This is a genomic window from Streptomyces sp. YIM 121038 (assembly GCF_006088715.1).
GTDB lineage: Bacteria > Actinomycetota > Actinomycetes > Streptomycetales > Streptomycetaceae > Streptomyces.
Genome location: NZ_CP030771.1, coordinates 1,381,210 through 1,399,789, shown reverse-complemented (window position 1 = coordinate 1,399,789; position 18,580 = coordinate 1,381,210). Strand labels below are relative to the sequence as shown.

General features: G+C 73.2%; 14 protein-coding genes, 1 pseudogene and 1 riboswitch. Of the genes and pseudogenes, 10 read left to right on the top strand and 5 right to left on the bottom strand.

The window, feature by feature from the left end; all coding sequences use genetic code 11:
• Window positions 1-116: 116 nt before the first annotated feature.
• Window positions 117-3,038 (top strand): FAD-binding and (Fe-S)-binding domain-containing protein, encoded by a 2,922-nt coding sequence (locus C9F11_RS05380; protein ID WP_138958162.1) that lies wholly within the window; start codon window positions 117-119, stop codon window positions 3,036-3,038.
• 18 nt (window positions 3,039-3,056) lie between these two features.
• Here C9F11_RS05380 and C9F11_RS05375 read toward each other — a convergent pair whose 3' ends face one another.
• The 4 genes from C9F11_RS05375 to C9F11_RS05360 form a co-directional block, all read right to left on the bottom strand.
• Window positions 3,057-4,235: a trypsin-like serine protease gene (locus tag C9F11_RS05375; RefSeq protein ID WP_138958161.1), complete on the bottom strand. Its 1,179-nt coding sequence runs from the start codon at window positions 4,233-4,235 to the stop codon at window positions 3,057-3,059.
• Window positions 4,236-4,369: 134 nt separating this feature from the next.
• On the bottom strand, window positions 4,370-5,248 hold the full coding sequence (locus tag C9F11_RS05370; protein WP_138958160.1) for a bifunctional 5,10-methylenetetrahydrofolate dehydrogenase/5,10-methenyltetrahydrofolate cyclohydrolase: 879 nt from the start codon (window positions 5,246-5,248) through the stop codon (window positions 4,370-4,372).
• Between the two features lie 21 nt (window positions 5,249-5,269).
• Window positions 5,270-5,356: riboswitch (ZMP/ZTP riboswitch) on the bottom strand.
• A gap of 76 nt (window positions 5,357-5,432) precedes the next feature.
• Window positions 5,433-5,945: a TetR family transcriptional regulator gene (locus tag C9F11_RS05365; protein WP_269078125.1), complete on the bottom strand. Its 513-nt coding sequence runs from the start codon at window positions 5,943-5,945 to the stop codon at window positions 5,433-5,435.
• 201 nt (window positions 5,946-6,146) lie between these two features.
• Window positions 6,147-8,003, bottom strand: coding sequence for a hypothetical protein (locus tag C9F11_RS05360; RefSeq protein ID WP_249401603.1), 1,857 nt, complete (start codon window positions 8,001-8,003; stop codon window positions 6,147-6,149).
• A 175-nt stretch (window positions 8,004-8,178) separates the two neighbouring features.
• Between C9F11_RS05360 and C9F11_RS05355 the strand changes: the two genes are divergently transcribed.
• Window positions 8,179-8,697 (top strand): hypothetical protein, encoded by a 519-nt coding sequence (locus C9F11_RS05355; RefSeq protein WP_138958158.1) that lies wholly within the window; start codon window positions 8,179-8,181, stop codon window positions 8,695-8,697.
• 45 nt (window positions 8,698-8,742) lie between these two features.
• Here C9F11_RS05355 and C9F11_RS05350 read toward each other — a convergent pair whose 3' ends face one another.
• On the bottom strand, window positions 8,743-9,171 hold the full coding sequence (locus tag C9F11_RS05350) for a nuclear transport factor 2 family protein (RefSeq protein WP_138958157.1): 429 nt from the start codon (window positions 9,169-9,171) through the stop codon (window positions 8,743-8,745).
• A 284-nt stretch (window positions 9,172-9,455) separates the two neighbouring features.
• On the opposite strand from C9F11_RS05350, the gene C9F11_RS05345 reads away from it, so the two are divergent.
• The 8 genes and pseudogenes from C9F11_RS05345 to C9F11_RS05310 all read left to right on the top strand — a co-directional run bounded on the left by C9F11_RS05345 (window position 9,456) and on the right by C9F11_RS05310 (window position 18,562).
• Entirely contained in the window at window positions 9,456-10,352 is an 897-nt protein-coding gene (locus C9F11_RS05345; RefSeq protein ID WP_171075646.1) for an alpha/beta hydrolase, read from the top strand.
• Between the two features lie 156 nt (window positions 10,353-10,508).
• Window positions 10,509-11,756 (top strand): MFS transporter, encoded by a 1,248-nt coding sequence (locus tag C9F11_RS05340; protein WP_138958155.1) that lies wholly within the window; start codon window positions 10,509-10,511, stop codon window positions 11,754-11,756.
• 687 nt (window positions 11,757-12,443) lie between these two features.
• Window positions 12,444-12,710 carry a phosphopantetheine-binding protein gene (locus C9F11_RS05335; protein WP_138958154.1) on the top strand — a complete coding sequence of 89 codons (267 nt, stop codon included), beginning with the start codon at window positions 12,444-12,446 and terminating at the stop codon, window positions 12,708-12,710.
• Window positions 12,707-13,933, top strand: coding sequence for a beta-ketoacyl-[acyl-carrier-protein] synthase family protein (locus C9F11_RS05330; protein ID WP_171075645.1), 1,227 nt, complete (start codon window positions 12,707-12,709; stop codon window positions 13,931-13,933). Before C9F11_RS05335 ends, C9F11_RS05330 begins: the two co-directional genes overlap by 4 nt.
• Complete coding sequence (locus C9F11_RS05325; protein WP_138958153.1) at window positions 13,930-16,044, top strand: MMPL family transporter; 2,115 nt, start codon at window positions 13,930-13,932, stop codon at window positions 16,042-16,044. Before C9F11_RS05330 ends, C9F11_RS05325 begins: the two co-directional genes overlap by 4 nt.
• A 537-nt stretch (window positions 16,045-16,581) precedes the next feature.
• Window positions 16,582-16,701: pseudogene (locus tag C9F11_RS48535) on the top strand (4-hydroxy-3-methylbut-2-enyl diphosphate reductase); the annotation flags it as partial.
• Between the two features lie 239 nt (window positions 16,702-16,940).
• Window positions 16,941-17,660 carry a polyprenyl diphosphate synthase gene (gene uppS / locus C9F11_RS05315; protein WP_138958152.1) on the top strand — a complete coding sequence of 240 codons (720 nt, stop codon included), beginning with the start codon at window positions 16,941-16,943 and terminating at the stop codon, window positions 17,658-17,660.
• A gap of 125 nt (window positions 17,661-17,785) precedes the next feature.
• Window positions 17,786-18,562: a glucose 1-dehydrogenase gene (locus C9F11_RS05310; protein WP_138958151.1), complete on the top strand. Its 777-nt coding sequence runs from the start codon at window positions 17,786-17,788 to the stop codon at window positions 18,560-18,562.
• Window positions 18,563-18,580: the final 18 nt, after the last annotated feature.

The window sequence follows — 18,580 nt, the reverse complement described above, 5'->3', positions numbered from 1 at the left end:
TCGACCCCCTGCGCACGGCCTGAGCCCCCCTCCGGGCGCGGGTCCGCCACACCGGCGGACCCGCGCCGTCCCCCCTCGCAAGTCCCCGTACTCCCTTCGCCCCCGGAGCGTGTCGTATGACATCCAGCATCGAGAGCACGGAGGCCGAGCGTGCCGAGCTCGGCGGTGAACTCGCCCAGCGGCTCGGCGCCGACCTCGACGGCGAGGTCCGCTTCGACTCCGTGAGCCGCCATCTGTTCGCCCGCGACGCCAGCATGTACGCCATCACCCCGCTCGGCGTCGTCTTCCCCCGGCACGCCGACGACGTGCGGGCCGCCGTCGCCGCGGCCGTCGAGCACGGCGTGTCCGTCGTGCCGCGCGGCGCCGGGACGAGCCTCGCCGGGCAGACCACCGGGCCCGGCATCGTCCTCGACCTCTCCCGCCACATGCGCCGCATCGTCGCGCTCGAACCGGAGGGCCGCACCGCCCTCGTCGAACCGGGCGTCGTCCAGGACCAGTTGAACCGCGCCGCCGCCCCGCACGGCCTGATGTTCGGCCCCGACACCTCCACCAGCAACCGCGCCACCGTCGGCGGCATGATCGGCAACAACTCGGCGGGCAGCGGCTCCCTGCGCTACGGCATGACCATCGACCACGTGCGCGCCCTGGACGTGGTGCTCTCCGACGCGACGAGCGCGCATCTGGCGCCGCTCACCGCCGGGGAACACGCGAGCCGCGCCGGGCTCGACACCCTGGACGGCCGCATCCACCGCGAACTGCCCCGGCTCGTCGCCGCCCACGCCGACGCCATCGCCGACGGCTTCCCGCAGCACTGGCGGCGCGCGGGCGGCTACCGCCTGGACCGGCTCGCCCGCGAGGACACCCCCTTCGACCTGGCGAAGTTCGTCGTCGGCTCCGAAGGCACCCTGGCCGTCACCACCCGGGCGCTCGTGGACCTCGTACCGAAACCGGCGCACACGGTCTTCGCCGTCGGCCACTTCACCTCGGTCGCCGGGGCCATCGAGGCCACCCAGGACGCGCTCGCCTGCGACCCGGCGGCCGTCGAGCTGATGGACCGCACGATCCTCGACCTGTCCCGGCAGAAGATCGAGTACGCCTCCCTCTCCACGGTCCTCGAAGGCGACCCGGACGCGCTGCTCTTCGTGTCGTTCACCGGCGACGACGAGCGCGAACTGCTCGGCAGCCTGGACCGGTTGACGGCCCTGTGGAAGCGGCACGGCCACGGCTACCACACGCTCAGGGCCGTCACCGCCGCCGACCGGACGGCCCTGATGAAGGTCCGCAAGTCGAGCCTCGGGCTGCTCATGGCCGCGAGCGAGGGCACCAAGCGGCCCCTGGCGTTCATCGAGGACACCGCCGTCGACCCCGTCCACCTGCCCGCGTACACCGCCCGGCTGAAGAAGGTCCTCGACCGGCACGGCCTCACCGCGGGCTTCTACGGCCACTGCTCGGTGGGCTGTCTGCACATCCGCCCGTTCCTCGACGTCACCGACCCCGAGCAGCGCAGGACCATGCGCGAGGTCGCCGAGGAGATCAAGGACCTCGTCACCGAGTACGGCGGGGTCAACTCCAGCGAGCACGGCGACGGCCTGGCCCGCAGCGAGTTCAACCGCGAGCTGTTCGGCGACGCCCTGTACGAGGCCATGCGCCAGGTCAAGGGCCTCTTCGACCCGGACGACCGGCTCAACCCCGGCAAGATCGTCGACGCCCCCGCCATGACCGAGCACCTGCGCGACGCGGCGCTGCCGCCCGCGCCCGGTCTGCGCACCCGGCTCGACTTCGAGGTGGCGGGCGGGATGCGCGCGGCCGCCGACCGCTGCATGAACATCGGTCTGTGCCGCAAGTCCGGCACCGGCGCCATGTGCCCCTCCTACATGGCCACGCGCAACGAGGAGGACTCCACGCGCGGCCGCGCCGGCGCCCTCGTCCAGGCCCTCTCGGCACCCGACCCGCACGCCGCGCTCGGCGACGAGCGGCTGCACGAGGTCCTCGACCTGTGCCTGATGTGCAAGGCGTGCAAGAGCGAGTGCCCCCTCGGCGTGGACATGGCCTCACTGAAGGCGGAGGCCCTCGCCCACCACCACGACGAGCACGGGATCCCGCTGCGCTCCCGGACCTTCGGGGCGATCCGCACCCTCAACCGCCTCGGCTCGGCCACCGCCCCGCTCTCCAACCTGCCCGGCCGCCTCCCGCTCCTGCGCCGCCTCCTGGAGCGCACCCTCGGCATCACCCGCCACCGCCCGCTGCCGCGTTACGCCCGCCGCAACCTGGTGCGCTGGTTCGGCCGCCGCACGCCCGCCGCGACGACCACCCAGGGCACGGTCGTGCTGCTCGCCGACTCCTTCACCACGTACACCGAGCCGGAGATCGGGCAGGCGGCCGTGGAGCTCCTCGAACACGCCGGGTGGAACGTGCACCTGGAGAGCGGCGGCTGCTGCGGCCGGGCCAGCCTGTCCAAGGGCCTCCTGGACGACGCGAGCGACAAGGCCTTCCAGCTGGTCCACCGCCTCACCGAGACCACCCCGGCCGACGCCCCCATCACCGGCTGCGAACCGTCCTGCCTGATGACCCTGCGCGACGAGCACAAGGCGCTGCTGCCCCGCGACTCGGCCCGCGAGGCGGTCACGGCACGGGTGAAGCAGCTCGAGGAACTGCTCGGCGACGCCGTCGACGACGGCCGCCTCACCCTGCGCCCCGACTCCTGGCTGAGCGGGCGCACCCTCCTCTACCACGGCCACTGCCACCAGAAGGCGGAGGTCGGCACGGCGGCCACCATGGCGCTGCTGCGCCGCATCCCCGGAGTGGAGGTCACCGAACTGGACGCGGGCTGCTGCGGCATGGCCGGCTCCTTCGGCTTCGAGTCCGAGCACTACGACCTCTCGATGACCGTGGGAGCCGACCGTCTCTTCCCCGCCGTGCGGGCCGCGTCCGCCGACACCGTCGTGGTCGCCACGGGCGCCTCGTGCCGCCAGCAGATCTTCCACGGCACGGAGCGCACCGCGTGGCACCCGGTGCAGCTGCTGCGCGAGGCGCTGTGAATGCCCCGGCCGCCGGGCCTACTTGTCGATCCACACCCCGAAGTCGCGCCAGGCGGTGCCGAAGTCCTGGAAGCCGAGGCCGGAACCGAGTGAGCGCGTCACCGTGCCCTTGGCGATCGCGCCCCCGTTGGCGGAGGCCGCGTACACGGGGCCGCCGCTGTCACCTCCCCGCGCCGCCGCCTGGCCGTTCATCTGCTCGGCCTCCACCAGGTCCTCGGTGTCGTTGTAGAAGAACTTCACTTTCAGGTTGCAGACGGGCCCGCCGGTCTCCGCGGCGCTGGTGACACCGGACTGGCACAGGTACTCGCCGGTGTACACCCAGTCCCAGCCATCGACCCGCACGCCCCGCTCGTCGCCCCACGCACCCGTGTACATGAAGTCGTCCACGTCGGACGTGGGGATCAGCATGACGTCGTGGGGCTGGTGGCGCGGCCCGACCGTGCCGATGTACTGGTCGGCCCCGTTCGTGGTCCGGCCGCCCGGCTGGCCGCAGTGCGCGGCAGTGAGGACGTACTGCGCGCCCGACCCGTTGCGCACACCGAACCCCGACGAGCAGGGCACGCCGTTGATCTTGATGAGCGCGCCGCCCGACCAGGGGTGGGAGTCGTTGTCGCGGCTGCGCTCCTTCATCCTGCCCTCGCGGATGGTGCGCACCGGCACGCCCAGGTCCCCCTCGAGGGCGGCGGCCGTGCGCGGCGCGGCGGCCGCCGCGCCGCGGACCGGGTCCGCGGCGACGACGAGCCCGCTGCCGTCCGCGGGGATCTTCACGGTGTGGCCGAGCGACGGCTCGGCCCGCAGCCGCTCCTGGAGCCGGGCCGAAGCGGTCTTCAGCTCCTTGAGCGAGTACGGGGCCGTCACGATCCGCACCCGCGCCGTGCCGCGCGCCTCGGCGACGGCCTCGCGCATCCGGGCGGGCAGCGCGCCCTTCCAGTACAGGGCGACGCGGCCGCGCTCCAGGGCGATGCCGGTGAAGCCCGCGAACCGGCCGCGTTCCTGTGCCCATCTGATGACGTCGGCCGCCGCGACCAGCGGCCGTTGCTGGGCCATCTTGCGTGCGGCGTCCTTGCCCGCGACCTCAGCGACGGCCACCGTCCTCCGGCCGTCCTCGTCGGCGCTCGCGCCCTGCCCCGCCGTACCGAGTAACGCCATGCTGAACACTGCCGCGCCCGTGGCGAGGAGAGCCTTCTTGCGACGCATCGAACCCCCTGGAGACCCTGCGGCGACGGGCTGTCACCGCAACTGTGGGGAAAGTAGGGGGAGTTGGTCAACGGCGGGTCAACACCCGTTGAAAGCGCCAGATGGAGGCACGGCCACGGGGCGGGGCACGGTCGTCACCGTGCGGCGCGCGCCCCCAGCTGCCGCTCCGCGGCGGCCACCGTCTGTTCGAGGAGCACCGCGATGGTCATGGGGCCCACGCCGCCCGGGACCGGGGTGATGAGGCGGGCCCTGTTCAGGGCGCCGTCGAAGTCGACGTCGCCGACGTTGCCCGCGTTGTACCCGGCGTCGATGACGACCGCGCCCGGCTTGATGTCCTCGCCGCGGATCAGCTCGGGCCTGCCCACGGCCGCCACGACGACGTCCGCCTCGCGCAGGTGCGCGGAGAGCTCCGCGGTGCGCGAGTGGCAGTAGGTGACGGTCGCGTCCCGGGCGAGCAGCAGCATGCCCACGGGCTTGCCGAGGATCGCGCTGCGGCCCACGACGACGGCCCGCTTCCCGGCGAGGTCGACGTCGTACGCGTCGAGGAGCCGCATGATCCCGCCCGGCGTGCAGGACACGAAGCCGGGCCGCCCGAAGCTCATCGCGGCGAACGAGCTGAGCGTGACGCCGTCGACGTCCTTGTGCGGGGCGATCGCCTCGAAGGCCGCGCGCTCGTCGATGTGGTCCCCGACGGGGTGCTGCAGCAGGATGCCGTGCACGGTCGGGTCCTCGGAGAGGGCGCCGAGGGTGGCGACGAGCTCCTCGGTCGTGGTCGCGGCGGGCAGCGCGACGTGCCGCGAGACGATGCCCGCCTTCGCGCAGCGGTTCCGCTTCATCCGTACGTACGTGACCGACGCGGGGTCCTCGCCCACGAGCACGGTCGCGAGACAGGGCGCCGCGCCCGTGCGCCGGGTCAGCTCGGCGGCGCGGGCCGCGGTCTCCTCGCCCACGCGGCGGGCGAGGGCGGTGCCGTCCATGAGCTGGGCAGGGACCGTCGAAGTGGTCGGGGACATGGCCGCCTCCAGGCGTGGTTGACCAGTCGCCCAGGCGCACGGCATCGACATCTGCGTCAGGCCGCTCCCCGGTGGTGCTCCACCTCAGCGCCAGTCACGGCCCGCCTCCACTGTAGTCGAGGGCGTGTCGGACCTTGACGGCGCGGTCACCGGCGGGGGCGGGCGCGTGCCCCGGCCCCGGCGGCTACGGCGGGCCCGGGGCGGGCTCGGGCAGGAGCTCCCGCAGCAGTTCCTCGAACTCGTCGGCCGTCGGGGGCTTGTCCGCGAGCAGGCCCTGGAGCAGCAGCCCGTCGTAGGCGTGGGTGAAGAGCTTCACGCGCAGCGGCTCGTGCGTGAAACGGCGGGCGAACGCGGCGAGCGCCTCGTGCCAGCGCCGGGTCGCCGCCCGCTGCTCGGGGCGGCGCGCCGCGAGCAGACACAGCTCGAACTCCGCGAGCAGGTGTCCGGGCGGGCTGAGGAGCCGCGCCATGAGCTCCGCGAGCGCCCGGAGCGTGGGGCCGCCGGGCGCCTCCGCGAGCGCCTCGACGCGCGCGGAGTCCTCCTCCATGCACTGGGTGAGCGCCGCGGTGAGGAGGGCGTCGATGCTGCTGAAGTAGTACGTCGTGGCGGTCGTGGGCAGCTCCGCCTCGCGGGCCACCGTGCGGTGGGTGACGCCCGCGGCGCCGTCGCGGGCGATGACGCGCACGGTGGCTTCGATGAGGGCCCGGCGCCGCCGCTCGCCCTTGGCGCGGCGGCCGTCGGTGACGGGCGGCGTGGTCGGCCCGGTGGTCGGCTCGTTCAGGGTGGCTCTCCCGCGTTCGTGCGCGCGGACCTCTGGTGCCGCGTACGTGCGCCGTTCGCGCCGACGTTACCCGGTCCGCGTACGGGGGCGCCGCCGGTCGCGGCGGCGGCGCGTGCGTCAGGCCGTTCTCGGCGGTACGAGGTTCCGCTCGGTGCCCAGCCTGGTCGTGGTGTCGGCGTAGAGGCTGACCTCGCCGTCGCTCCAGCGGACGACGATGTCGTCGGGGCGGCCGCCCGCGGTGTAGCCGCCGGCCGTCGCCACCGTGGCGTGCTTCCACAGCGCGCTGGGACCGCCGAGCTGCGTCTTCCTGCCGAGGCCGCCCGTGCCCACGTCCTGGTGCAGGGTGAGCTTGCCGTCGGACCAGCGCACGACGACGTCCCAGCGGTCGCCGCCGGTGAAGTCGCCGCCGACGAGGAGGGCGGCACGCTTCCAGGTGGCGTTGGGCTTCTGGAGCCTGGTCTCCTTCGTGAAGCCGACGCCCGCCTCGCGGTAGAGGGTGAGTTCGCCGTCGCTCCAGCGGACGACCAGGTCGTCCGCGCGATCGTTGCCGCTGAAGCGGCCCGCGGTGATCCGGGTGGCGTGCTTCCAGGTGGACCCGGCCTTGGCGAGCCGTACCTCCCGGCCGAAACCCGCGGTGGACACGTCGGGGTACAGCGTGACCTCGCCGTCGGACCAGCGCACGATCAGGTCGGAGCGGCGGCCGCCGGCGAAGTCGCCGCCGGTGATCGCGGCGGCGTGCTTCCAGGTGCCGTTGGGCGCCTGGAGGCGCCGCTGGGCGCGGAAGCCGCCCTTGCCGTCGCCGGTGTGCAGGGTGACCTCGCCGCTGGCCCACACGGCGAGCAGGTCGGCCTTGCCGTCACCGGTGTAGTCGCCCGCGGCCAGCTGCTTGGCGTGCTGCCAGGTCTCGCCGACGCCGAGCGCGTAGGGCAGTGGCGGGCGCTCGACCTTGGCGACGTCGGCGACGGCGTCGTCGTAGAGCTTGAACACCTCGTCGTCGTAGAACGGCGCGTACGAGACGGAGCTGCTCGACCCGCCGCCGCCCGCGCCGCCGAGGTTCCCGACGACCTTGCCGCGCTGGGTCCGCTCGTCGAAGTCCATCAGCCACGGGCTGCCGGAGGTGCCGCCGTGGAAACCGGCGCACTTCATCCGCAGCTGCTTGTAGCCGGGCAGCCGGTCCGTCGTCGTGCGGCACTTGACGGCCCGGTCCTTGGGGTCGTACTTCGCCTTCGGATAGCCGATGACGGTGACCGGGACGCGGTAACCGGGCGTCCGCGTCAGGGTGTTGGCGCCGGTGCGCCGCTCGATGGGGCGGCCGTCCCGGTCGGGCTTGAGCGTGGCGAAGCCGAAGTCGAGGTTGGAGCCGGGCCCCGTGTCGGTGTGCCGGGGGTCCTTGAAGAACCGGTCGACGGCCCAGATGCCGTAGGGCTGTTGGGCCGCGGGCTTGCCCGTGCGGTACTGGGGCACGAAGGCGTGCTTCTTGCCGGGGCCGCAGTGCCCGGCGGTGAGGATCAGATTGCCCTTGGGGCTGTGCACGACGCTGGCCGTGCAGCTGTGCGCGGTCATGCCGCTGTCGACGTAGTACAGCACGCCGATGGTCTTGGCGCCCTTGTAGGCCGCGGCGGCGGGGGCGGCGGCCGCCGCGCGCACGCGCGGGGTGGACGCGGCGCTCGCGGTGGCCTTCGTGGCGCTGCCGGGGCGCGCGCCTCCCGGCGCGGAGTCCTTGGCGGGTGGCGGCGGGGTCGCCGCCGCCATGCGTCCCGAGGTCCAGAAGTCCTCGGCGTCCTCGACCGTCCAGGCGGCGCCGCTCTTCGGCGGGGCGGACGCGCTGACGCCGCCGGGCGCCCCGTCCGGTCCGGGCCGGGGCGTGCCCGGCCCGGCTATGGATTCCTGCGCCGACGCGGTGGTCGCCAGAGCGGCGAGAACGACGCCGCCCGTCCCCACGGCGACGGACCGGGACCAACGGGAAATGCGCACGGCTCCCCTTCAGTTGCGTGCTGGTGGAAGAACTCGGTGTTCGCCCGTGATGGCATGCCGAAGGGCGAGCGGCGATAGTCCGTGCACTGCTCGCGAATCCCCCCGGTAAGATCGCTGATAACGGATCCCGTCACCAGAATCGACCCTGGTCATCCGAACCCGAGGACTGCATCTTATGTCACGTGTACGCGCCGCTTTTGTGGGGGCTTTGCTGCTCGGGGCCGCGTCGGTGGCCGTGCCGAGCGCGTTCGCGGACGCGGGTGGCAGTGGCGAGTTGACGGTCACGCCGGGTGCCGCGCGGCCCGGGGAGCGCGTCGCGTTGTCCTTGGTGAATCCGGAACTCGACGAGGGCGCGACACTGCGTTCCAAAGTGTTCCTCAAGCCCGTGGAGTTGAAGTCCACGGGCAAGGTTTCGTTTGCCGCGCACGCGCGGATCCGTTGTGATGCGGAGCCCGGTACGTATGCGATCCATTTCGCCGAGCCGGTGCATCCCGGTGAGAGCACCCGGGCGGGCGAAGTGACCGTGGAAAAGGGCGGGCCCATTGACGGCCCGCAGTGCGCCACGAAAGCCGAGGGCGACGACGGAGGCGACGACGGTGGAAAGGGCGTGCCGATCCTTCCCGTCGCCGGGGGAGCGGTCGCCGTGGTGGCCGTCGGCGCCGCCCTCGTCGTGCTGCGCAGGCGCCGCTCCTAGGCGCCCGCACGGCACGACAGGGGCGGCCGACGGCCGTCGCCCGCCTTACAGGTTGTCTCCCCAGCCGCCCTGGATCATGGTCTGGAACGCCCAGGTCCCGTCCCGCTTGAGCAGGATGTCGGCGTACCGGAGCTGCTGGGTGTGGCCGTCCGCCGTCATCGTCGAGTCCGTGAAGACCACGGCCATCGACGCGGAGAGGAACACCGGGGTCCGGGTGGACTCGAAGGTGATGTCCTGGCTGCCGTCGCCCATCACCTGCGTCATGGTGGCGACGAACCGCTGCCGGTCCCACTGCGCCGACCGGCCGTCCCCCTGCGAGTCGTCGCTCACCAGGTTGAGCGGGAACACCGCCATGTCGGCCATGCGCTCCACGTCCCGCTTGCCGCTCGCCGCGTCGTAAGCGGCGAACCAGGCGTCCAGGCTCGCGCGGTCCTCGGCGGTCGGGGTGTATCCGGTGTCGGGCAGATGAGTCATACGGGCTCCCTTGCTGATGAGGCTCTGGCGCATCCACGTAGTCAAACTTGACCACGCGGGGAAAGGTATACCGTGAAGGCGCACTAGTCAAACTTGAATAATGAAATCCGTGGGTGTCAAGTCCCTCCCGGCCGTGCGAGAGGTCCTGCGCCGGGCCCTTCCGCAGCAGGGTCCGGCTGCCGCGCCCCCCGGCCGGGGCGGGCGCCGATCGGCGCGTGGAACGGGGGAGTTGCCCGACAACTGGCGGCTGCTCCCCGGTGGTCACGGCCGTGAGGATGACCGTCATGGATTCCGAACTCGAAGCGTTCATCCCGCTGATCCCCCGGGCCGACCTGTCCGACCCCGTCACCGCCCGCAAGAACCTCGCCGGGCTGTCCGCCTCCGTACCGGCGCCGGACCTCTCGGGCACGGAGGTGGAGGACCGCGCGGTGCCCGGCGATCCGGCGGTGCCCGTGCGGATCTACCGCCCGCGCGGCGCGCGCGGCGCCGTCGTCTGGATGCACGGCGGCGGCTGGGTCATGGGCGACGTGGACACCGAGCACCCCTGGGCCTCCCGCATCGCGGAGAGCTCCGGCGAGGTCGTGATCTCGGTGGGCTACCGCCTGGCCCCCGAGCATCCGTACCCCGCCGCCCTCGACGACGCGTACGCGGTGCTGTCCTGGGCGGTCGAGCACGCGGCCGAGTGGGGGGTCGACCCGGAGCGGGTCGCGGTCGGCGGCCACAGCGCCGGGGCCGGGCTGGCCGCGGCCGTGGCGCTGCGGGCGCGCGACCGCCAGGGCCCGCCCGTCCGCTTCCAGCTGCTCAACCAGCCGGGGCTCGACGACCGCCAGGGCACCTGGTCGGCGCGGCAGTTCACGGACACGCCCTGGATGACCCGCGACAAGATCACCGCGGCCTGGCGGCACTACTTGGGCGGTGCGCCGGCCACGCCGTACGCCGCGCCCTCGCGGGCCGAGGACCTCTCCGGGCTTCCGCCCGCCTATATCGCCACCGCCGAGTTCTGCCCGAACCGCGACGAAGGCATCGCGTACGCGCTGCGCCTGCTCCAGGCGGGCGTGCCGGTCGAACTGCACCAGTGGGCCGGTACGTTCCACGGCTCGCAGGCCCTCCTGAGCGCCGACGTGTCCCGGCGCCAGAACGCCGAACTCGGCGCGGCCCTGCGCCGCGGCCTGGCCGGCTGAGGCGGCGGCGGTGGCGCGCACGCCACCGCCGCCGCCCGGTGAGGGGCATGATAGAAAGTGGAACGATAGTCCCGGATGTTGCTCCGGGGGCGTGCGCGCGCCGGGTGCCGCGCACGCCCCCATGGGCCGAGGGCCGATTCCACGACAGGACACGCAATGCCCCACGCATACCGCGAGATCTTCTCCGCCCCGGGCGCGAAGGCGTTCAGCTCCGCCGGGCTCCTCGCCCGGCTCCCGCTGCCCCTGACCCATATGGGCATCCTCACGATGCTGTCCGAAACGACCGGTGAGTACGCCCTGTCCGGCCTGGTCGCGGGCGCCTTCACCCTCTCCATGGCCTTCCTCGGGCCGCAGGTGTCCAGGGCGGTGGACCGGCGCGGCCAGAGCCGGGTGCTGCCCGTCGCCACCGGCGTCAGCGTGTTCGGGCTCGCGGGCCTGCTGCTGTGCGCCACCGCCGGCGCGCCCAGCTGGACGCTGTTCCTCTTCGCGCTGCTCTCCGGCCTGATGCCGAGCATGAGCGCGATGGTCAGGGCCCGCTGGACCGAGATCTACCGGGGCACGCCCCGGCTGACCACCGCGTACTCCATGGAGTCCGTCGTCGACGAGCTGACGTACGTCATCGGTCCGGCGCTCGCCGTGGTGCTCTCCACTGCGCTGTTCCCGCAGGCCGCACCCCTGGTGGCGGGGCTGCTCCTGATCGTCGGGGTCGCGTTGTTCGTCCCGCAGAAGAGCACCGAGCCGCCGGTCGGGCCGCACTCCGCCGACGGCGGCGCCTCGGCGCTCTCCTCGCCGCCGGTGCTCGTCCTCGCCCTCGTCCTGCTGTGCGGCGGTGCGATCCCCGGCATGGTCGACACGATGGGCCTCGCGTTCGCCGAGGACGCGGGCAACAAGTCGCTCGCCGGGCTGGTCTTCGCCGTGTACGCGATCGGCTCCGGCATCTCAGGGCTGCTCTTCGGCGCCCGCCGCCGCAGCGCTCCGCTGTCGCGCCTGCTCCTGGTCGGTGTGACCGGGACGGCCCTGACGACCCTGCCGTTCCTGCTCGTCGACGGCGTCGCCGGGATGGTCGTGGTGGTGTTCCTCGCCGGGGTCTTCTTCGCGCCGACCATGGTCGTGGTCATGGGCATCGTGGAGCGCACGACCCCGGAGCACCAGCTCACGGAGGCCCTGACCTGGATGATCGCGGGCCTCCAGAGCGGCGTCGCGATCGGCGCGGCCGTCACCGGCGTCGTCCACGACCGCCTCGGCGCCACGGCCGGAGTCTCGGTGGCCGTCGTCGCGGGCGCCCTGGCGCTGCTGCTCACCCTGTGCGGCCTGCCGATGCTGCGGGCACGGCTCGTCCACGCGGAGCGCGGGACCGCGGCGGCGGTGACGGCCGACGGGGGCGAGCCCGCGCTCTGCTCCTGAACGAAGGGCGGCCGGTCACTCCCCGGCGGTGACCGGCCGCCCCGGCGGTGACCGGCCGCTCCCCACCCCGGCCGCTCCGCGATCGGGGCGCACGGCAGGAGCGTTCGGCGCGGCCCCTCCGCGGGTCCCGGCCGCGGCGACGGCTTCTCAGGAGCGGACCTGCCGGACGGCCTTGTGACCTGCGGGACCGCCTCGCGGTCTGCCGGACGGCCTCGCGACCTGGCGGACGCCCCGCACGAATTCCAGATTTCAGGTCCGTGCTTTCTGCCGCATTTCCTGCGTCCTCCCAATGGAGGAATCCGCGTGCCGGTAGTGCCGTTTTCGCTTCCGTCGTGGTCAAACTGGGCGAGGAATCCGGTTTCGACATGAAGTGATGGGAAAACAAAATGCTTTGCTGCCCATCCGGTTCCTCTCACGTGCCACGGAGCGTTCCTGGTGTCCGGGACCGCCGCTGTGAGCCACGCCGCCTGCTTTCGGCGGCCTGATGGAACGAGACGCCGGGCATGCGAAGGCAGCGATCGCGCTCACCGGAGGAGCCACTGCCGCGGCCCGGCATGCGCGTTCCCGGGCTTGTTCTCCCTGCTCCGTGCCCGTACGGCGGACGTGCGGGGACACCCCGCACGTCGGCGGCGACGACCCGAGACACCTCAGACAACCCTGCCCCCACCGGCGCGAAGGAGAACGACGATGGAGCCCGTCTACGACGTGATGACCCGCCTGCTCACCGAGCATTTCGGCGTGCCGGAGGACCAGATCCGCCCGGACGCCACCTTCGAGGCGCTGGAGTTCGACTCACTCGCCCGCCTCGAGCTGGGCATGGTGCTCGCGGACACCTTCGGCGTGAGCCTGCCCGAGGACCAGGTGGACATGACGCTCGCCGAGGCGGCCGAGCACCTGACGGCGGCCGTCGGCGCTGCGGCAGCGGCCGAGTCCCTGCAGAAGGCGGTTCGGTGACAGCGCGGGACATGGCCGTCACGGGGCTCGGCCTCGTCACCCCCGCGGGGGTGGGTGTCGAGGAGTCCTGGACGGGGATCTGCGCGGGCAGTGGCCTCGCGGCGCGCGACGAGGTCCTCACCGGGCTCCCCGTCGACTTCTCCTGCCGGGTGCCGGACTTCGACGCCGCCGCCCTGCTCGGCCCGCGGCTCACCTGGCGCATCGACCGGTTCACCCAGCTCGCCATGGTGGCCGCACGCCAGGCGGTGGCGGACGCCGCGCTGGATCCCGAGGCGTGGGACGGGCCGCGGGTCGCCGTCGTCCTCGGCGTGGCCGCCGCCGGAGGTGACACCTGGGCGGATGCCTACCGCCATCTCGCGGAGGGCCGCGTCGACGCCATCTCGCCCCTCACCCTGCCCCGTTCGCTGCCCAACATGGTCGCCGGTGAGGTCTCGATCGACCTGCGCGCGACCGGGCCGTGCCTCACCACGTCGACGGCGTGCGCCTCCGGGGCCACCGCTCTCGGCGTGGCCCGCGACCTGCTGCGCGCCGGATCCTGCGACATCGCGATCGCGGGCGGCACCGACTGCGCCCGGGTGCCGATGGGCTCGGCCGCCTTCCACCGGCTCGGCGCCCTCTCCCAGCGCCGCGACGATCCGGCCGCCGCGTCCCGCCCCTTCGACGTGGACCGGGACGGCTTCGTGCTCAGCGAGGGCGCCGGGGTCGTCGTCCTGGAGCGCCCGGAGCACGCCCGTGCCCGCGGCGCCCGGATCCGCGGCTACCTCGCCGGTTACGGAGCCTCCGCCGACGGCTACCACGCCACCAGCCCCCGGCCGGACGGCGACGGCGCACGGCGGGCCGTCGAAGCGGCGCTCGCCGACGCCGGTGCCGAACCGGCGGACGTCCACCACGTCAACGCCCACGGCACCTCGACCCCGCAGGGCGACCGCATCGAGGCGAACCTGCTCGGCGCCCTCTTCGGGACGGGCACACCCCCGGTGACCTCCGTCAAGGGCACCATCGGCCACACGCTGGGCGCCGCCGGGGCGGTGGAGGCCGCGGTGACGCTGCTCTCCCTGGAGCGGCAGCTCGTCCCGCCCACCGCCAACCTCAACCAGCTCGACGAGGGCCTGGCCATCGACGTCGTCACCAAGGCGCCCCGGGCCCACCGGATGACGGGCGCCCTCAGCAACGCCTTCGGGTTCGGCGGTCAGAACGCGGTGCTCTTCTTCCGGGCCGCATGACGGAAGCGACCGCCCGCCCGCGCCTCCAGGCGGCCCGACCCCGCCTCGTGCTGCTGCTCGCCGCCCTGGTGGCCGCCCTCTGCGCGGTCGCGGGCGCGGGCACGCACGAGCGGCTCGCCAACGGGGGCTACACCGCGAAGGACACGGAGGCGGACCGGGCGGCCACGGCGCTGGCCCGCGCGGGCGCCGCCCCGCCGGACCTGGTGCTCCTCGCCCGGTCCGCATCCGGCGTGGACGCGGCAGCCGCCCGACGGGCGGGCCGTGCCCTCACACGGGAGCTGGCCGCGGCCGACGGAGTGGCCTCGACGCGCTCGTACTGGACCACGCCCGACGCGCCGCTGCGCTCCACGGACGGACGGGCCGCCCTGGTCACCGCCGACCTCGCGGGCGCCGACCGGGACGCGACCGCCACAGCCCGCGACCTCGTCCCGAAGCTGACGGGCCGGCGCGGGCCCCTCGACGTCTCCGCGACCGGCGGCTCCTGGGTGAGCGTGCAGGCCGCGGAGGCGAGCGCACGGGACCTCGTCACCGCCGAGCTGATCGCGGCGCCCCTCACCCTGCTGCTCCTCGTGGTGGCGCTGCGCTCGCTGCTCGCCGCGCTGGTGCCCGTCGTGATCGGCGTACTCGCGGTCGCGGGCACGACGGCGCTGCTACGGGCCCTGACGTACGCCATGCCGGTGTCGGTCTTCGCGATGAACCTCACCACGGCGCTCGGCTTCGGCCTCGCCGTGGACTACGGCCTCTTCCTCATCACCCGGTTCCGCGAGGAGCTCGGCCACAGTCGCGACGTGCCCGACGCGGTGGCGCGCACGGTGCGCACCACCGGACGCACGGTGGCGGTCTCGGCCTGCACGGTGGCCCTCGCGATGGCGGCGCTGCTCGTGCTGCCGCTGCCGTTCCTGCGCTCCATGGCCTGCGCGGGCATGGCGGTGGCACTCCTCGCGGCGGCCGCGGCCATGGCCGTCGTACCGCCGCTGCTGCTCCTGCTCGGCGAGCGCATCGGCCGCACCGGGCGCCCCGACAGTCCGCTGTGGCGGCGGGCCGCGAAGGTGATCACCCGGCGGCCCGCGCTGTACGGGATCGGCTGCGCCGTGGCCCTGGTGCTCTGCGCGATGCCGTTCGGGCACGTCCGGTTCGGGCTCATCGACGAGCGGACGCTGCCGGCGAGCACCGAGGCCCATGCGACGGGCGAGGAGATCCGGGCACGCTTCGCCGCGCCCGCCGAGCGCACCCTCACGGTGGTGCTGCCCGAGGCCGCGGACACCGGGGCGTACCGGCAGCGGGTGGCCGCCCTGGACAGCGTGGCGACGGTCCGCCCCGCGTCCTTGCCCGGACTCGGCCCGGTGCTCACCGTCGTCAGCACCGCCGAACCCCAATCGGCCGCCGCCCAGCGGCTGGTGGCCGACCTCCGTTCGGCGTCCCCCGAGGGCACACGGGTGGCGGGCCGCGCGGCGATGCTCGCCGACACCAAGGCGGCGGTGGCCGAACGGCTGCCCCTGGCCGGGGGAATGCTCGCGGTCACCACGTGGGCGATGCTCTTCCTGCTGACCCGCAGCGTGCTGCTGCCCTTCAAGGCGCTGCTCGTGGGCGCGTTGAGCCTGACGGCGAGCTTCGGCCTGGTGGTGCACATCTTCCAGGACGGCCATCTGCGGGGCACGCTCGGGGAGTTCGCCGTCACCGGCGCGCTGGACCTGACGCTGCCCCTGCTCATGGCGGCCGTCGCCTTCGGCCTCGCGATCGACTACGAGATCTTCCTGCTCTCCCGGGTGCGCGAACAGCGGCTGCGGGGCCTGACCAACCGGGACGCCGTGGTGGAGGGCGTGGCCCGCACCGGCCGCCTCGTCACCACGGCCGCCCTCGCGGTGGCCCTGGTCACAGGGGTCCTCGCCACGTCCGGCCTGACGGTCCTGAAGCTCCTCGGCACCGGGCTCGCCGTCGCCGTGCTCCTCGACGCCACCGTGGTACGGGGAATCCTGGTACCGGCCTTCCTCACCCTGGCGGGCCGCGCCAACTGGTGGGCACCCGCGTGGCTGCCGCGCGGAGGCCCGCTCAGGGGCGTCCTCCGTCTTGGTCGTGTCGTACGTGGTGAGGATGTGGGGGCGGTTCCGTAGGAGTGCTCCGAGCCCTTCCTCGGCGTGATCAGGCCGTGCTCGCCCCGTTCGGGGGCGCGTGCCAGGCCGGGCGGAGGCCGTGCACGCTGTCTGCGTCGGCTTCCCGGGTGACGTCCAGGGCGTGTCATCGGCCAGAGCGTGGTCGATGCCGGATCCGCTCGGTGGAAGATCGTGGCGCGGCGGCCGGCTCGGCACCTGTTGACGCGGTGCGCTCCCATCAGTGTGCAGTGTCGTTTCTTCGCGGGCGTGCAGGGGCGTGCGTGGGCAGATGGATGCGGATGCGGCGACCGCGCTGCGGTGTACTTCGGCAATCTCCCGGGCGCGCTTCGCAGGTCGTGTCCGCGTCAATGCGCGGGCGGGTTGCGCCTTGTGCGAGCTGGGCTGATCGGGGCGATGGTGGGGAAGTATCCGCTCATCGTGGCCTCCAGGGGGCTCCTGGGCGGGGCGCTCTCTCCTCTGGTGTGAGGCCTTGTTATGGCACAGGTATCTTCTCCGCGTGGTGTGGTCCCGACCGTGGACGAGGAGGTTGCCGCGCGGCAGCCGTACGAGGAGGCGACCCGGTTCGTCCAGGAGGGCTACGACGTCCCCCTGATCGGCCATGAAGGCCACGAGGAGGTCGTCGGTACGGACGGGGAGGCGCCGGACCGCATCACTCTGGCCGGCGGTCGCGCCGACGTTTCCGGCGCCCCCGTACCCGGGATCCTCCTCGGACAGGTCCTTGGGCGGCGGGCTCAGCGGGGTTCTCGGGATGCCGAGACCGCTCAAGTCGCCCGGGGAAAACAGCACTTCGCGCCGCCACGCGTACTGACCGGTCACCAGAGCGGCCCCGTACCGGGAGAACACGTCGAGCCGGGGCTGTGAATGCCCATCGTGACTACCGCCCAGGGGGAGTCGACATGAGTGAGGTGCCTTCTCGTGCTCCGACCGCCGAAGCGCCGGTTCGGCACCTGGGCATCGTGCTGGACGGCAACCGCCGCTGGGCACGTCGGCAGGGGCTGCCGGGTGCCGAACACGGGCACCGCGACGGCTTCGCCAAGATCCCGGAGGTGCTCACCTGGTGTGCGGAGTTCGGGATCGGCGTGATCACCTTGTGGATGCTGTCCGATGACAACATCGCCCGACGTCACACCGAAGAGCTCGAACACCTCTACAGCATCGATGAGGCCGTCATTACCCGGCTGACGGCGATGAGACGCTGGCGGGTGCACCACATCGGTGACCCTGCCCTGCTCCCCGACCGGTTGGTGAAGGCTCTGCGCCACGCGGAGTACGTCACCCGTGACGCTTGCGGACCGCTGGTCAACCTCGCCATCGGCTACGGCGGCCGCAGAGACCTGCTCAACGCCATCAACGCCTTGGTCCGGGACAGCGCGGACGGGCTGACCGGCGAGGTGACCGCCGACCGCCTGGCGCGCTTTCTGTCCACTGCCGGGCAACCCGACCCGGACCTGATCATCCGTACGTCCGGTGAGTGCCGGACCTCAGGGTTCCTGTTGTGGCAGGCGGCCCTGGGGGAGTGGTACTTCAGCGACCGCCTGTGGCCTGATTTCACCCGCGACGATCTCCAGGCGGCCCTGCGCGCCTATGCCCGCCGTCATCGCCGCCTGGGGGCGTGAGTCATGCTCCCGCCGGTGGCAGGCCCCCGTACCGCGGGCATGGCTGAGGAGCCGCCGTCTCACGGGATGTTGAGTCGCCGTGGCGTCCACCCAAGCACAGAGGATCACAGAGAAGGGAATCAGCGATGACCGGTACCGGGTGTCTGCTGCTGGAGGGGAAGGTCGCCGTTGTCACCGGGGCGGCCGCGGGGATCGGACGGGCTGCCGCACAGGTGTTCTCGGCCCACGGAGCCCGACTCGTGCTGGCCGACATCGACGCGGAGGGCGGGGAGGGCACCGTGGCCCTGGTGGAGCAGAACGGCGGCAAGGCCGTCTTCCTCTCGACCGATGTGACGGTGGCCGACCAGGTGGATGCCATGGTAGAAGCCGCGATGCGCACCTTCGGGCGCCTCGACTGCGCGTTCAACAACGTGGGGATCGACGGCGACTCCGCCCCCCTGGCCGAATCCACAGACAGCAACTGGCAGCGCGTGACCGACGTGAACCTCACGGGCACGTATCTGTGCATGCGCGCCGAGCTGCGCGTCATGGCCGTCCAGCAGGCGGGCTCGGTGGTCAACACGTCGTCGATCGCGGGGCTGGTCGGCGTGAACATGGGGCTGTCCGCCTACACGGCGGCCAAGCACGGTGTGGTCGGACTCACCAAGGCCGCGGCACTGGAGTACGCGGACAAGAACATCCGCGTCAACGCGGTCTGCCCGGGGGCGGTACGCACCGCCCTGCTCGACCACGCCATCCGCAGCGGCGCCCTGACCGAGGAGCAGGCCAGGGGGCTGCAGCCGCTGGGCCGCCTGGGTGCCCCGCACGAGATCGCGCAGGCCGCCGCATGGCTGTGTTCTGACCACGCGTCCTTCGTCACGGGCATCGCGATGCCCGTCGACGGGGGCGCCACCTGCGGATAGCGCACCGGCCGCAGCACA